Annotated in this window: 8 protein-coding genes; 5 read left to right on the forward strand and 3 right to left on the reverse strand. The window is 69.7% G+C overall.

The window, feature by feature from the left end; all coding sequences use genetic code 11:
* Window positions 1-36: 36 nt before the first annotated feature.
* The 5 genes from K3U94_RS22315 to wzm are packed head-to-tail and all read left to right on the forward strand — an operon-like array spanning window position 37 to window position 5,113.
* Window positions 37-1,995 (forward strand): DUF6541 family protein, encoded by a 1,959-nt coding sequence (locus tag K3U94_RS22315; RefSeq protein ID WP_230987296.1) that lies wholly within the window; start codon window positions 37-39, stop codon window positions 1,993-1,995.
* Window positions 1,971-2,549: a bacterial proteasome activator family protein gene (locus K3U94_RS22320; RefSeq protein WP_434084889.1), complete on the forward strand. Its 579-nt coding sequence runs from the start codon at window positions 1,971-1,973 to the stop codon at window positions 2,547-2,549. The genes K3U94_RS22315 and K3U94_RS22320 overlap by 25 nt, the downstream gene beginning before the upstream one ends.
* Before the next feature lie 19 nt (window positions 2,550-2,568).
* Window positions 2,569-3,378 (forward strand): galactan export ABC transporter ATP-binding subunit Wzt/RfbE, encoded by an 810-nt coding sequence (gene wzt, locus K3U94_RS22325; RefSeq protein ID WP_047320637.1) that lies wholly within the window; start codon window positions 2,569-2,571, stop codon window positions 3,376-3,378.
* Window positions 3,375-4,286, forward strand: a complete 912-nt coding sequence (glfT1, locus tag K3U94_RS22330) for a galactofuranosyltransferase GlfT1 (protein WP_220695063.1) — start codon at window positions 3,375-3,377, stop codon at window positions 4,284-4,286. The genes wzt and glfT1 overlap by 4 nt, the downstream gene beginning before the upstream one ends.
* On the forward strand, window positions 4,283-5,113 hold the full coding sequence (wzm, locus tag K3U94_RS22335; protein ID WP_047320635.1) for a galactan export ABC transporter permease subunit Wzm/RfbD: 831 nt from the start codon (window positions 4,283-4,285) through the stop codon (window positions 5,111-5,113). The genes glfT1 and wzm overlap by 4 nt, the downstream gene beginning before the upstream one ends.
* Window positions 5,114-5,230: 117 nt before the next feature.
* Here the strand turns inward: wzm and K3U94_RS24215 are convergent, their stop codons facing one another.
* The 3 genes from K3U94_RS24215 to K3U94_RS22350 all read right to left on the reverse strand — a co-directional run bounded on the left by K3U94_RS24215 (window position 5,231) and on the right by K3U94_RS22350 (window position 14,485).
* On the reverse strand, window positions 5,231-9,742 hold the full coding sequence (locus tag K3U94_RS24215) for a PE family protein (RefSeq protein WP_220695064.1): 4,512 nt from the start codon (window positions 9,740-9,742) through the stop codon (window positions 5,231-5,233).
* A gap of 605 nt (window positions 9,743-10,347) precedes the next feature.
* Complete coding sequence (locus tag K3U94_RS22345) at window positions 10,348-11,001, reverse strand: hypothetical protein (RefSeq protein ID WP_220695065.1); 654 nt, start codon at window positions 10,999-11,001, stop codon at window positions 10,348-10,350.
* Between the two features lie 175 nt (window positions 11,002-11,176).
* On the reverse strand, window positions 11,177-14,485 hold the full coding sequence (locus K3U94_RS22350; RefSeq protein WP_220695066.1) for a hypothetical protein: 3,309 nt from the start codon (window positions 14,483-14,485) through the stop codon (window positions 11,177-11,179).
* Between the last annotated feature and the right edge of the window lie 258 nt (window positions 14,486-14,743).

A 14,743-nucleotide genomic window follows, 5' to 3' on the forward strand; every position in this document is an offset into this window, starting at 1 on the left:
AGTGCAGTGCTTCTGGGGTTCGGAATGGTCTTCGGAATGGTCACAGCGCTTTTGCTGCTGGTGGTTCCGGGTGCGCTCGTAGCGGCCGGTGCGGGCCTGAACTGGCCATTAGCCGTGGCAGTGGCCCCGGCACTGACCTACGGAGTGGTAGGCCTGGCCATCGTCCCTTTCGGTGCGCTCGGAATCCCTTGGAACGCAACCACTGCAGCGCTTGCACTGGTGGTGGCCGGCGCATTGACCGGCGGCCTGACAAAGGGCCTACGGTATTTGCTGGAGCGCCGTCCCGGGATCCATGTGGCAGCTCCCTCGCCGGCGGTGTGGCCGATCCTCACGGTGGCCGCCGGAGCGCTGCTGGGGCTATTGCTGATCGGCTGGGCCGCGGTACGGGGAATCCCGAATTGGCAGAGCATTCCCAGCACCTGGGACGCGGTATGGCACGCCAACACCGTCCGCTTCATCCTCGACACCGGCCAGGCCTCACCGACCCACATGGGCGAGCTGCGCAACGTCGAAACCCACGCCGCGCTGTATTACCCCTCGGCATTCCACGCGCTGACCGCGGTGCTGTGCCAACTCACCGGCGCCGCACCCACCACCGGCTACACCCTGGCCGGCCTGGCCGCCTCGGTATGGCTGTTTCCGGTCAGTGCCGCGCTGCTCACCTGGAATCTGCTGCAGCGGGTGACGAGCCCCGCCGTGACCGCGGTGTCCGCGGCCGCCGCCGCCGCACTGTCGGCGTCGTTCACCGCACTGCCCTACGTCGAGTTCGGCACCGCCGCCATGCCCAACCTGGTGGCCTACGGGCTGGTGGCGCCGGCGTTCGCGCTGATCACCGCGGTCCGCACGCTGCGGGACCGGATCGGCGTGGCGGTGCTGGCGCTGTTGGGAGTGTTCTCGGTCCACCTGACCGGCGGAGTGGTCACCGTCTTGCTGGTGGCGGCCTGGTGGCTGTGCCCCAAAGACGGAGCGTTGTGGAACCCGCTGCGCGGGAAGCGGCGTGACACGCTCGCGCTGACCGGGGTCCTGATCCCGACCGGGCTGCTGCTGTTGCCGCAACTGCTGAGCGTGCGTAAGCAGGCCGAGATCATCGCCGGGCACGCTTTCCTCACCCACGAGGGCCGCAAGTCGGGTTTGCGGGACGCGCTGCTGATGCACACCCGTCACCTCAACGACTTTCCGATCCAATACGCACTGGTGGCTCTGGCCGCGGCCGGAGCGGCGCTGCTGGTGGCCCGCAAGGTGTGGTGGCCGTTGGCGCTGTGGGCGGTGCTGGTGGTGGGAGTGGTGCAGTCCTCGGCTCCGATCGGCGGCCCGGTGGGCAAGGTGGTGGGCACCTTCACCGACCTGTTCTACAGCGACCCGCGCCGGATCATGGCGGCCATGACGCTGCTGTTGGTCCCGATGGCCGGAATCGGCCTGGCGGCGCTGGCGCTTTTCCTCGGCGAGCAGTCGCGAAAGCTCCTAAAAAAGGACCATTTAGGGGGCTTTCACGTCTGTTCGGCACTGATTGCGATGGTGGCGGCGACGGTTGGGCTGGCCTGGCATTACCTGCCGCGCCACGCGTTCTTGTTCGGCGACAAGTACGACTCGGTGATGGTCGACGCCCGCGACCTGCAGGCCTACGCGTATCTGGCCGATCTGCCCGGGGCCCACGACACCGTGATCGGCAACGCCAACGTCGACGGCAGTGCCTGGATGTACGCGGTCGCCGACCTGCACCCGCTGTGGACGCACTACGACTACCCCCAGCAGCAGGGCCCCGGCCCGGAGCGGTTCATCTTCTGGGCCTTCGCCGACGACGCCGACACCGATCCGCGGGTGGCCGACGCCGTGCGTGACCTCAATATCCGCTACGTGCTGATCAGCAGCCCGACGGTCCGCGGGTTCTCGCTGCCCGACGGACTAGTGTCACTGGAGAAATCGCGGTCGTGGGCCAAGATCTACGACAATGGCGGGGCCAGCATCTACGAATGGCAAGGAGACAGAGCGCGGTGAGCACCAGCGGCAGCAGCGCAGACGACATGGACAGCGCAGATGGTGTCGAGATCATCAGCGGTGCCGACCCGCGGCTGCTGACGGCCGGGCTCAACAGCTCCACGGACGACGCCGAGGATGAGGAGGCGTCGCTGACCGACCTGATCGAGCAACCCGCCAAGGTGATGCGGATCGGCACCATGATCAAGCAGCTGCTCGAAGAAGTCCGCTCGGCTCCGCTGGATGAGGCGAGCCGGATTCGGCTACGAGAGATCCACTCCGCCAGCATTCGTGAGCTCGAGGACGGCCTGGCGCCGGAGCTGCGCGAGGAGCTGGACCGGCTGACGCTGCCGCTGCGTGAGGACGCCACACCCTCGGACGCCGAGCTGCGAGTCGCCCAAGCCCAACTGGTCGGCTGGCTGGAGGGCCTGTTCCACGGCATCCAGACCGCGCTGTTCGCCCAGCAGATGGCGGCCCGAGCGCAGCTGGAGCAGATGCGTCACGGCGCCCTGCCCCCCGGCGCCGCCGGTGGCGGTCACGCCCAGGGTCACAGCGGCTCCGGCCAGTATCTGTAAACCTGCAAGCGGAATTACCTTGTCTGCCAACGAGCCTCGTATCGAAACCCGCGACGCGTGGGTCGAGTTCCCCATCTTCGACGCCAAGTCGCGGTCGCTGAAGAAGGCGTTCCTCGGCAAGGCCGGCGGGGCAATCGGGCGCAACAACTCCAATGTGGTGGTGGTCGAGGCGCTGCGCGACATCACCATGAGCCTGTCGCTGGGCGACCGGGTCGGTCTGGTGGGACACAACGGCGCGGGGAAATCCACACTGCTGCGGCTGCTTTCAGGGATCTACGAGCCGACGCGCGGGTCCGCATCGGTGGTAGGGCGGGTGGCGCCGGTGTTCGACCTGGGCGTGGGCATGGACCCGGAGATCTCCGGCTTCGAGAACATCATCATCCGCGGGCTGTTCCTCGGACAGACCCGTAAGCAGATGGCCGCCAAGGTCGACGAGATCGCCGAATTCACCGAGCTCGGCGACTATCTGGCGATGCCGCTGCGCACCTACTCCACCGGGATGCGGGTGCGGTTGGCGATGGGTGTGGTCACCAGCATCGACCCGGAGATCCTGTTGCTCGACGAGGGCATCGGTGCGGTGGACGCCGAGTTCTTGAAGAAGGCCCAGACCCGGCTGCAGAAGCTGGTGGAGCGTTCCGGAATCCTGGTGTTCGCCAGCCATTCCAACGAATTCTTGGCCCGGCTGTGCAAAACCGCGATGTGGATCGACCACGGCAGCATCCGGATGACCGGCGGGATCGAGGAAGTGGTCGGCGCCTACGAAGGCCCGGATGCGGCCCGGCACGTGCGCGAGGTGCTTGCCGAGACGCGGACCGGGGATCAGGCGTGACCGAAACCGTCTACGCCGTCGTCGTCACCCACCGGCGGCCGCAGCAGCTGGCCGAGTCGCTGAAGGCGCTGACAAGCCAGACCCGGGCACCCGACCAGGTGATCGTCGTCGACAACGACAACGACGCTGCGGTGGCTGCGCTGGTAGCGGGGCAGCCGGTGCCCTCGACCTACCTCGGGTCGCGTCGGAACCTCGGTGGCGCAGGCGGTTTCGCGCTGGGCATTCTGCACGCCCTGGCCGCCGGTGCGGACTGGGTGTGGCTGGCCGACGACGACGGACGCCCGGCGGACGCCTGCGTGCTGTCGGCACTGCTGGACTGCGCGGCCAAGCATCATCTGGCTGAGGTCTCCCCGATGGTGTGCAATATCGACGACCCGTCCCGGCTGGCCTTCCCGCTTCGACGCGGGCTGGTGTGGCGACGCGAGGTCAGCGAATTACGCAGTGGCGCATCAGATGAGGATCTGCTCCCGGGGATCGCGTCGCTGTTCAACGGGGCGCTGTTCACCGCGGATGCCCTGGACGCGGTCGGCGTGCCCGACCTGCGGCTGTTCATGCGCGGCGACGAGGTGGAGGTACACCGCCGGCTGGCGCGGTCCGGGTTGGCGTTCGGGACGTGCCTGAACGCGGCATATCTGCACCCGTGCGGGTCGGCGGAGTTCAAGCCGATCCTTGGCGGCCGGATGCACGCCCAATATCCGGACAGCGCCGTCAAACGCTTCTATACCTACCGCAACCGCGGCTATCTGATGGCTCAGCCCGGGATGCGCCGGTTGCTGGTCCAGGAGTGGCTGCGGTTCGGCTGGTTCTTCCTGGTGTCGCGCCGCGACCCGGCCGGCCTGATGCAGTGGGCCCGGCTGCGTCGGCAGGGGCGCCGAGAACAGTTCGCCAGACCTGAGGGGCAGCAATGAGTTTCGACGACGTTGCCGCGCAGTCCAAGACGTTTGCGCGGGCGCGGGCCGATCTGGTGGACGGCTTCCGCCGCCACGAGTTGTGGCTGCACCTGGGCTGGCAGGACATCAAGCAGCGCTATCGGCGCAGCGTGCTGGGCCCGTTCTGGATCACCATCGGCACCGCCACCACGGCGGTGGCGATGGGCGGGCTGTACTCCAAGCTGTTCCACCTCGACCTGGCGGTGCACCTGCCGTACGTGACGCTGGGGCTGATCGTGTGGAACCTGCTCAACGCCGCCATCCTGGAGGGCGCCGACGTGTTCGTCGCCAACGAGGGGCTGATCAAGCAGCTGCCGACGCCGTTGAGTGTGCATGTCTACCGGCTGGTGTGGCGCCAGATGATCCTGTTCGCGCACAACATCGTCATCTATCTGCCCATCGCGCTGATTTTCCCGAAACCCTGGTCATGGGCGGATCTTTCGGTGATTCCGGCATTGCTCCTGATCGCGCTGAACTGCGTGTGGGTGTCGCTGTGCTTCGGGATTCTGGCCACCCGCTACCGCGATATCGCCCCGCTGTTGTTCTCGGTGGTGCAGCTGCTGTTCTTGATGACGCCGATCATCTGGAACTACGACACCCTGCGTGCTCAGGGTGCGTCGCGCTGGACGGCGGTGGTGGAGTTCAACCCGCTGATGCACTACCTGGACCTGGTGCGGCTGCCGCTGCTGGGGGCGCATCAGCCGCTGCGGCACTGGGCGGTGGTGCTGGTGTTGACCGTGGTCGGCTGGGCGGTGGCAGCGCTGGTGCTGCGCCAGTACCGGGCCCGGGTGGCGTACTGGGTGTAGGGCATCGTCGCGCCACACTCGTGTTGCCGAATCGGCTATCACGCCTGGACGAGGGACGAAACGGACCCCGGCCCTGCGCCGCCGAAGGCGGCCGGAGCCGGGGCCTTTCGTCCGGAGCTACGGAGTGGCCGGGTCGTTCGCCCCGTTGATGCCGGTTGCCGACTGACCGTCGGTCTGCATACCGCCCTGGTTGACGATGTTGCCGTCGGTGCCGTTGCCCCCGGTGGCGCCGGACCCGGTACCGCTTCCGCCGTTACCGCCGGTGACAGTGCCCTCGGTGGCCCTGGATGGAATGTTCCCGACGCCGGTGCCAAACGCGTCGAGCCGGCTCGAACCGGCCTTGCCGCCGGTGCCGCCGTCAAGGCCGTCGCCGCCCCTGCCGCCGGACGCAGTTCCGTTCGCGACGTTCTCCGGGTTACCGCCCGTAGCGATGCTGGCCTTGCCGCCGTCACCGCCCTGGCCGCCGCCCGTGGCGTTGCCACCGTTGCCACCGGTCGCGTTGCCGCTGGCTGTTCCGCCCGGACCGCCCAAGGTGCCGCCATCGGTGGTCTTGGAACTCTGAATGTCTGAGCTCCCGCCGTTGCCGCCGTGGCTCCCTTCACCGGTTGCGTTGCCACCGTCACCACCGGTGGAGGTGCCGAAGGAGTTACCGCCGGTGGCGGCGTAGCCGATCTCTCCGGACTCCAGCTCACCCCAGGAGCCGTTGCCCCCGACGCCGCCGTCGGTGCCGGTGCCGCCATTGCCGCCCTGGGCGATCGCGTCGTTGCCACCTCCACCGATGCTGCCGCCGGCACCATCGACGATCAGTTGGCCGCTCCCACCGTCACCGCCGGTGCCGTTGACGCCGGCGCCGCCCGTGCCGCCGGTGGCGGTCCCGGTGATGGTGCTGCCAGCGCCGGTGGCGTCGGCGAGACCGAAACCGCCCTTGCCGCCCTGGCCGCCGTTGGAGCCGGCGCCGCCCGTCCCACCGGTGACGGTGGTGTCGCTGACCTTGGCGCCGTCGGTGGCGTTGATGACGCCGCTGCCGCCGTCACCACCGGTGGCGCCGGCACTGCCGTCACTCGCACCGCCGTTGCCACCGGTCGCGTGGCTGCCGGTGATCGAGCTGCCCGCCCCGATGGCGTTCAGGCCGGCGTCCCCACCGTTGGCGGTGTCGCTGGCGTTACCACCGGTGACGGTGCTGTCGGAGATGCTGCCGCCGCCGCCGGCGATCACCGAGGCGCTACCGCCGACGAAGTCACCGGAGTTCTGCCCGTTGGTCACAGTGACGTTGCTGATCGTGCCGCCGCCGGTGGCCTCCAGCACGTTGTCGGCACCGTTCTCGCCGTTGACCCCGTTCGCGCCGCCGGCGCCGCCGTCACCGCCGGCGATGTGGCCATCGTCGATGGTGCTGCCCGCCCCGTCCGCGATGACCGCGCCGAGTCCGCCGGCGCCGCCATTGCCACCGACCCCGGTCGTGCTGCCCGCGCCACCGGCCCCGCCGTTACCGCCGGTGGCGGTGCTGTTGGTCACGGTGCCGCCGTTGGTGCCGCCGACGATGGCACCGCCGCCACCACCACCGCCGCCACCGCCCTGACCCGCGGTCTGGCCGTCGGCAACCCCGCCGGCACCTCCGCCGCCGCCGGTTCCGCCGGTCGTGACGTTGCCGTTCGTACCACCGCCGATGCCGACGCCGTTGGCGCCCGTGCCACCGGCCCCGCCGTTACCGGCTGTGCCGGTGGCCGACGCCCCGCCGTTACCCCCGGCGCCGCCGTGGCCGCCGGTGAAGCTGCCGGAGTTGCCGTTACCACCGGCGCCACCGTTACCGCCGGCGCCGGCACCGCTGCTGGCACCGCCGTTGCCGCCGGTACCACCGGAGCCGCCGGTGCTCAGCACCGGAGTGGCTGCGTTGTCGCCGACGGGTGCGCCGGTGCCGCCGTCGCCGCCGCTACCGCCGGAGCCGGCCTTGCCGTCCTCGGAGGTGCCGCCGGCGCCGCCGTTGCCGCCGTGCCCGCCGGCCAGCGTCCCGTTCTCTCCGGTGTTGCCCTCACCGGTGGTGTTGCCACCGACGCCACCGTTACCCCCATTTCCGGCGGTCTGGTCACCGGTCGCGTTGGCGCCGGCGCCGCCGTCGCCGCCGTAGCCGCCATGACCGGAACCGTCGCCGCCGGCACCGCCGGCACCGCCGTTGCCGCCGGTGTTGTTGCCACCGTCGGCGGTGCTGGTCACCGCGCCGCCGGTGCCGCCGACACCACCCGTGCCGCCGTAGACACCCTGGCCACCGGAACCACCGGACCCACCGTTACCGGCCTGGTAACCGGTGCCGCCGTTACCGCCCTTGCCGCCGGAGCCACCCACGCCCGTCGCGTCTTCGTGGGCCGGGCTCAGACCGTTGCCGAGGAAGCTGCCGTCCTCGCCGACGGCGGCGTTGCCGCCGAGTCCACCGGCACCACCATCACCTCCGTTACCGATCTGTCCGACGCTGCCGTCGGCGCCGTCGGTGTGGCCGTCGCCGCCGCCTTGGCCACCGGTTCCCGCCGCGGCGCCCGCCGCTCCGCCGTTGCCACCGTTACCACCGGCGCCCGCTGCCCCGCCGTTACCGGTCTCGGAGTTCGCGCCGGCATTGGCTCCGGTGCCGCCTCCACCGCCGACGCCGCCGTTGCCACCCTTGCCGCTGTTGCCGCCGTTACCGCCGTTGCCGTTGGTCGCCGAACCGCCGTTGCCGCCGACGCCACCGTTGCCCCCGTTGCCGGCGCTGCCGCCGGCACCGGCTGCCACATTCGCGTCATTCGAATCAGCGCCGCGGCCGCCGTTGCCGCCCGTGCCGCCGGCACCACCGGCGCCACCGTTACCGCCGTTGCCCGAGACCGAGCCACCACTGCCGCCGACACCGCCGGCGCCGCCGTTGCCGCCGACCGCGCCGTCGCCGCCGGGCGTGCCTACGTCTTGGCTGTCGGCACCGGCCGCGCCCTGGTCGCCGTTACCACCGGCCCCGCCGTTGCCGCCGTTGCCGTGGTCGCCACCGTTACCACCGGCGCCGCCGTTACCGCCGGACACGCCCGTGCCACCGATACCGGCACCGCCGGCGCCGCCGTCACCGCCGTTGCCCGACACCGTGTCCGGCAGTGTGCCATCGGCGCCATCCGCACCCGCGGTGCCCGGCGTGCTGCCGAAGGGCCCGGCGCTGATACCGGCCGCGCCGCCCGCACCGCCGGCGCCGACCGCACCGAGGTTGCCGCCGGCACCACCTGCGCCACCGGCTCCACCGCCGACGATGTCGTCGCCGACCGCCTCAGTTGCTAGCTCCGGAGCGGTGCCGCCGCCGGCGCCACCGTTACCGCCGGCGCCACCGTTGCCGGCCAAGCCGGAACCACCGCCGGCGCCACCGGCCCCACCGTTACCCGCGGCACCCGAGGGGTGGACGCCGAAGAAGCCACCGCCGCCGCCGTTGCCGCCGGCGCCACCGACGCCACCCGCGCCACCGGAACCGGCGTTACCGCCGCTACCGCCCGTGCCGCCGTTGCCGCCCGGGTCGCTGGCGGGAATGAGTGCCGCGGGCACGATCTCGGGCCCGTTGTTGACATCACCGTTGCCGCCGGCGCCACCGTTACCGCCGTTGCCACCGACACCACCGTTGCCCCCAAGGCCACCGTTGCCGCCGGCTCCGGAGTTGCCGAACAATCCGGCAGCGCCACCGTTACCGCCGACGGCGCCGTTACCGCCGGCAAAGCCGTCCGTGCCGTCGCCGCCGTTGCCGCCATCGGGTCCGGTGGCTCCGGTGCCGCCTACCGGACTCAGACCGTCGGCACCCACGTTTCCGTTGGTCCCAGCCGCACCGTTGCCGCCGTTACCACCGGTACCGCCGTTGCCGCCGTTCCCGAAGAAGAAACCACCGGCGCCGCCGACGCCACCCACCAACCCGTCGGTGCCGGCCGCGCCAATACCGTCGATGCCGAACGCACCTGCGCCACCGTCGCCGCCGTTGCCCAGGAGAGACCCGCCGGCCCCGCCGTTACCGCCGACCAGACCGAGGCCGATGCCACTGCCCCCGTCACCGCCGTTACCGAGCATGCCGGCGTTGCCTCCGTCGAGGGTGAATGTTGAACCGGCAGCGAAGCTGTAGGTGCCGTTCTCGATGTCGGCCAGCGTGACCTCATTGCCATCAGCGTCGAGCAGGACCGCACCGCCGGCGTTGAGCACATCACCGTCGGCGTCGACGAATCCACCGGCACCGCCATCACCGAACAGGAATCCACCGGCGCTCGCCGCGTGGTACACCAGGTCGCCGTCGGCGTTGAAGTCCACGTAGGCGTTGGCGCCGTTGTCGAAGATGCCGTCGAGGTGCAGACCGCTGCCGATCAAGAACTGGCCGATGTCGTACAGCGGCTGGTAGATGATCATGTTGATCGAGTTGGCCACCAGCTCGTTGAGCGCCTGCAGCGGGTCGGTGCCCGCCGCCGTGCCGGCCAGGTCGCCGCCGAACGCGTCGAAGCCAAGCCATTCGAGCCCCGACGTGTCCGCGGCCGGCGGCTCGACCCAGCTGAACAGGTCATCGAAAAGGCCGTCGAGCCCCTCAGCGCCGGCCGGCGCCGCCGCGAGCGGTGTCATGCCGAAAGCCAGGAACGCGCCCACTGCGCTGGTGGCGCCCACGGCAGCGCTGACTCGGCTTTTTATTGTCTTAGCAGCAGAGCGGTGTGACATGAGATCTCCTCAGGCTGATTAGCGCTCGATGGTTGACGGTGACGTAAATTGCTTAGCCCGCGTTAAGTTAACAGAAATATTTCAAATTCGGCAAGGTCGGAGCTCGGACGTTTACGCCTCTGACCTGCTGATACGTGTAGAAAGAAGTCTTATCGAGGAGACGGTTGTGCAACTATAAGGAGAGTTATGGAGAGAGTCACCAGCCAGAATCCGGTAGAAATAAGTGGTTCTATCCGAGTTGCCAGCGACGTCACGATAAGAGTGCTTGTTTGTGCGAAGCACCCTTCCTACCACTGACTAGGGTGCGATTCGCCCGCTCTCGAGTGAGGCTAGGGAGGTAGCTGGACCGGCAAACCTACGTGATCCGCGGCGCTCAGCGCCCGGTGCTGCCGCGGCCCATAAGGCGCTCAACTTTCCGTTCGGGGCGACCCCACGCGGCGAAACCCACCGGTTTCGTAGCTTCAGCTGAGCGGTCTCATTCGAAACAGCAGTTCCGGCCGTCGCGCATGGCAGCACCGGCGCGCGCGGCTTACGGGCCGTAGCGGCCCCGCGGGTCAGGCAAACACCTCGCCGAGGTCACCCAGACCGACGTCGGCAAGACCGGCGTCGAAACCGTCCACAGTGGGGACAGCGTCGAAACCGATGGGAGTGAACACGTCATCCCAACTGCCCGTGTGGAATACATCGCCCAGGCCGGACAGAGTGCCAGCCTCGCTGGAGCCGGGATCGAGCAATTCACCGGTGAGCCAGTTGCGAGTCTCGTACCAGTCCACGAGGTTGTCGAAGAGGCTCTTCACACCGTCGGCGGCCGTACCCAACAGCGTGATGGTGTCCTCGACGCCCTGCCACCCCTCGGTGATCAGAAGCAGAGGCGTGCCGACCAGCAGCGTCAGCGGGATCACCACGAACAACTCGCCGAGCGCCTCGAGGCCGATGACGATCGGAAAGAGTGGACTGTCCGGGTCGTCCAGTAGCGGGATGATCCAGTTCAAGCCGGTGAGCTCACCGATGATGTCCATCAGGCTGGAATCGCTTGTCAGCGCGGTCAATTCCACCGGGGCGACGACCGATGCCGACGGGACCACACTGTGATGCGCGGCGGCGGAGATGGCGGTGTCACCGGTGATGCCACCGACCGCCATCGCGATGACACCAGCGGTCGCAACACCGACGAGGGCCCGGGAATGTCCATTCGACGCCGTCCACATGAAGGCTGATTCTATTGCAGTACACGCGGTTTCGGGTTCAAAATCAGAAACCTGCCGGCTACTTCTGTGCTGCCGTCGACAGCGCGCAATTTCCGCCTGGGGTGCCGAAAACTCAACTGCGGCCCGGTCTTTCGACCGGGCCGCAGTTGTCTCAGCTTCGCCGAACTGTCACGCCCTAGGGGATGTGTTTGTCTTCACCGTTGGCGCCGTTGACGCCATTGGCCTGTCCGTTGCTGCCGTTGCCGCCCGTGACGTGAGCGTTGTTGATGCCGAAGCCGTTGGCAGTGATAGAAGCAGAACCACCGTTGCCGCCGTTGCCGCCGGTACCGGTCAGGCTGCCTGCACCACCGTCGCCGCCCTTGCCGCCGGCCGCGGTGCTGACGGTCACGGTGCCGCCGTTGAGCTGGTTGAAGATGCCGCCGCCACCGCCACCGCCGCCACCACCGCCCTGCCCGGCGGTCTTGCCGTTAGCGGCCGCCCCGCTGCCACCGTTACCGCCGGCACCACCGGTGGCGCCGTTGCCGCCGATACCGCGACCGTTGGCTCCGTCGCCACCCTCACCACCGGCGCCAGCGCGTCCGCTGCCCTCGTTGGTCACACCGCCGCCGGCGCCGCCGACACCACCGGCACCACCGGTGAAGCTGCCGGCACCACCGGCACCACCGTCGCCACCGTGGCCGGCATTGCCGTTGCTGGTCCCGCCACCGTTACCGCCGGCGCCGCCCGTGCCACCGGTGGTCAACACCGGATTCTGGCTGTTGTTACCGACCGGTGCACCGGCACCACCCTTGCCGCCGTTCCCGCCCGAGCCGGCCCAGCCGTTCTCGGAGCTACCACCGACACCACCGGCGCCGCCGTGTCCACCGGTCAGCGAGCCGTCACCGATGTTGCCCACACCAGTGGTGTTACCGCCGGCGCCACCGTCACCGCCATTCCCGGCGTCGTTGTTGCCGGTCGCGCTGGCACCGGCACCGCCCTTGCCGCCGGTGCCACCGAGGGCAGAACCTTGGCCGCCGGTTCCGCCGGTGCCACCGTTACCGCCGGTGCCGTTGCCACCGTTGGCCTGCGAGGTCAGTGCACCACCGGTACCACCGTTACCACCGGTGCCACCGATGACACCCTCGCCACCGGCGCCGCCCTGGCCGCCGGTGCCGGCCGCGTAGCCAAGGCCGCCGGTGCCGCCGTTTCCGCCGTTGGCCCCGTTCGCGACGAAGACGCCCTGAGCAGTGGCCGCGTTGCCGCCGTCACCACCGGCGCCGCCGGCGCCACCGTTACCGAGGTTGCCGATCAGGCCGTAGGTGCCGTCGGTGCCGCCACCACCACCCTTGCCTCCCACCCCGGCCAGAGCGCCACCCGGGCCGGCGTTGCCACCCGCACCGCCCTCGCCACCGTTGCTGGTCCCACCGTCGGCACCGTGGCCGCCGCTACCGCCGACGCCACCGTTACCGCCCCGGCCCTCGTTGCCACCGTTGCCACCGTTGCCGTTGGCCGCAGCACCACCGTTACCGCCATTGCCTCCTTGGCCGCCGTCGCCGGCGTTGCCCCCCTTGCCGCCGTCCACATTCGAGTTCACCGAGTCTGCGCCGCGACCTCCGGTGCCGCCCGTGCCGCCAACGCCACCGTTGCCGCCGTTGCCACCGTTGCCGGCAATCGAGCCGGCGGCGCCGCCGACGCCACCCGCGCCGCCGTTTCCACCGACGAGACCGTCACCGCCGGGGGTGGCCACGTCGGAGCTGTTGTGGCCGGCAGCACCCTGGCCGCCGTTGCCGCCGGCGCCGCCGTTGCCGCCGTTGCCGTGGTCGCCGGCCGCACCGCCGTTGCCACCGTCACCACCGGCCACGCCCGTGGCACCGATGCCGGCACCGCCGGCGCCACCGTTACCGCCGCTGCCTGTGCCCGTCGCCAGCGCGCCGTCGGCGCCGTCCGCGCCCGCGTTGCCGTGCGGGCCGCTGAAGATGGTGCCCGGGCTGACGCCGGCCGCACCGCCCTTGCCGCCGAGACCGACCGCCCCGAGATTGCCGCCCTGGCCGCCGTCACCACCGCGACCGCCGCCGACGACCACGTCGTCGGCGGCACGGCCGAGCCCTTGCTCCGCGGTACCGCCACCGGCACCACCCGCGCCACCGTTACCGCCGTTACCGGCTTGCCCGGAACCGCCGCCGGCACCACCCGCGCCGCCGTTACCCGCGGCACCCGAGGGGTGGATTCCGAAGAAGCCACCGCCACCACCGTTGCCGCCGGCACCACCCACACCGCCGGCGCCACCGGCACCGGAGTTACCACCATTGCCGCCCGTGCCGCCGTCGCCACCCGGGTCGCTCGCCAGGGCCTGAATACCGATGACGGGACCGTTGTTCAGGTCACCGTCGCCGCCTCCACCGCCGTTACCGCCATTGCCGCCGACGCCGCCGTTTCCGCCGAGACCACCGTTGCCGCCCGTGCCGGAGTTACCGAACAGGCCGGAGGCCCCGCCGTTACCGCCGGCCGCACCATTGCCACCCGCAAAGCCGTTGGTGCCGTCAGTGCCGTTGGTTCCATCGAAGCCGGTGGCGCCGCTGCCGCCCTTCGGGCTCAGGCCAGTGGTGCCCGCGTTCCCGTTCGTCCCAGCAGCACCGCTTCCACCGTTACCGCCGACACCGCCGTTGCCGCCGTTGCCGAACAGGAAACCGGCGGCGCCACCGGCGCCACCCGCCAGACCGTCCGTGCCGGCCGCGCCCACACCGTTCACCCCGAAGGCACCCGCGCCCCCGTCGCCGCCGTTGCCCATCCAGGTACCGCCGGCGCCGCCGTCACCGCCGGCCAGCCCGAGCAGCAGGCCACTGCCGCCGTCGCCGCCGTCGCCGAGCATGCCGGCGTCGGCGCCATCAAGGCTGACCGTCGAGCCCGGAATGAACTGGTACACACCGTTTTCGACGTCGGCCCAGGTGATGTCGTCGCCATCAGAGTTCTGCAGGACCACGCCACCGGCACCGAGCAGGTCGCCGTCGGCGTTGACGAACGTGCCGCTGCCACCGTCACCGAAGAGGTAGCCACCGCCGGTCGCAGCGTGGAAGACCAGCCCGCCGTCGCTGTCGAGGCTGACATAGGCGTTGGTGCCGTTATCGAAGACGCCCTCGATCTGCAGGCCACTGCTGATCAACGACTGACCGATGCTGTGCAACGGCTGGTAGACGACCATGTTGATCGTGTTGGCCACCAACTCGTTAAGGGCTTGCAGCGGGTCCACGGCGGCCGCCGAGCCGGCCAGGTCGCCGCCGCCGAACAGCGCGCCAAGGTCTGACCAGTCGAACCCCGAGGTGTCGGCGGTGGACGGCTCGATCCAGCTGAACAGATCACCGAAGAAGGTGTCGAAACCGTCTGCGCTGGCCGGCGCTGCCGTCAACGGCGTCATGCCGAACGCGAGGAACGCGCCCACGGCGCTGGTAGCGCCGACAGCGCGACCGAGGCGGCTCTTCCTGTTTTTGGCGACCGAACGGTGCGACATGTCTTCCCCTAAGGCGAGATGGGCTGGTGGCGGCTGACTGAGACGTAAATTGCTTAGCGTTCGTTAAGTTAACAGACGCGCCAGCGAGTGGGCAACCAATTTCCAGGATCACGCCAGCTAGGAGCAGTACAGACCGCCCGGACCTGGTGATACACGTAGAAAGGAGTCTTATCGAGAGGACAAGCGTGCGAATAAGAGGAGTTTTTTTGGCCTGCTTTTACGCTCATAACGGGCAAAAAGCTGTGCGTTGTCTAGGTT

The sequence above is a fragment of the Mycolicibacter heraklionensis genome (assembly GCF_019645815.1).
Lineage (GTDB): Bacteria > Actinomycetota > Actinomycetes > Mycobacteriales > Mycobacteriaceae > Mycobacterium > Mycobacterium heraklionense.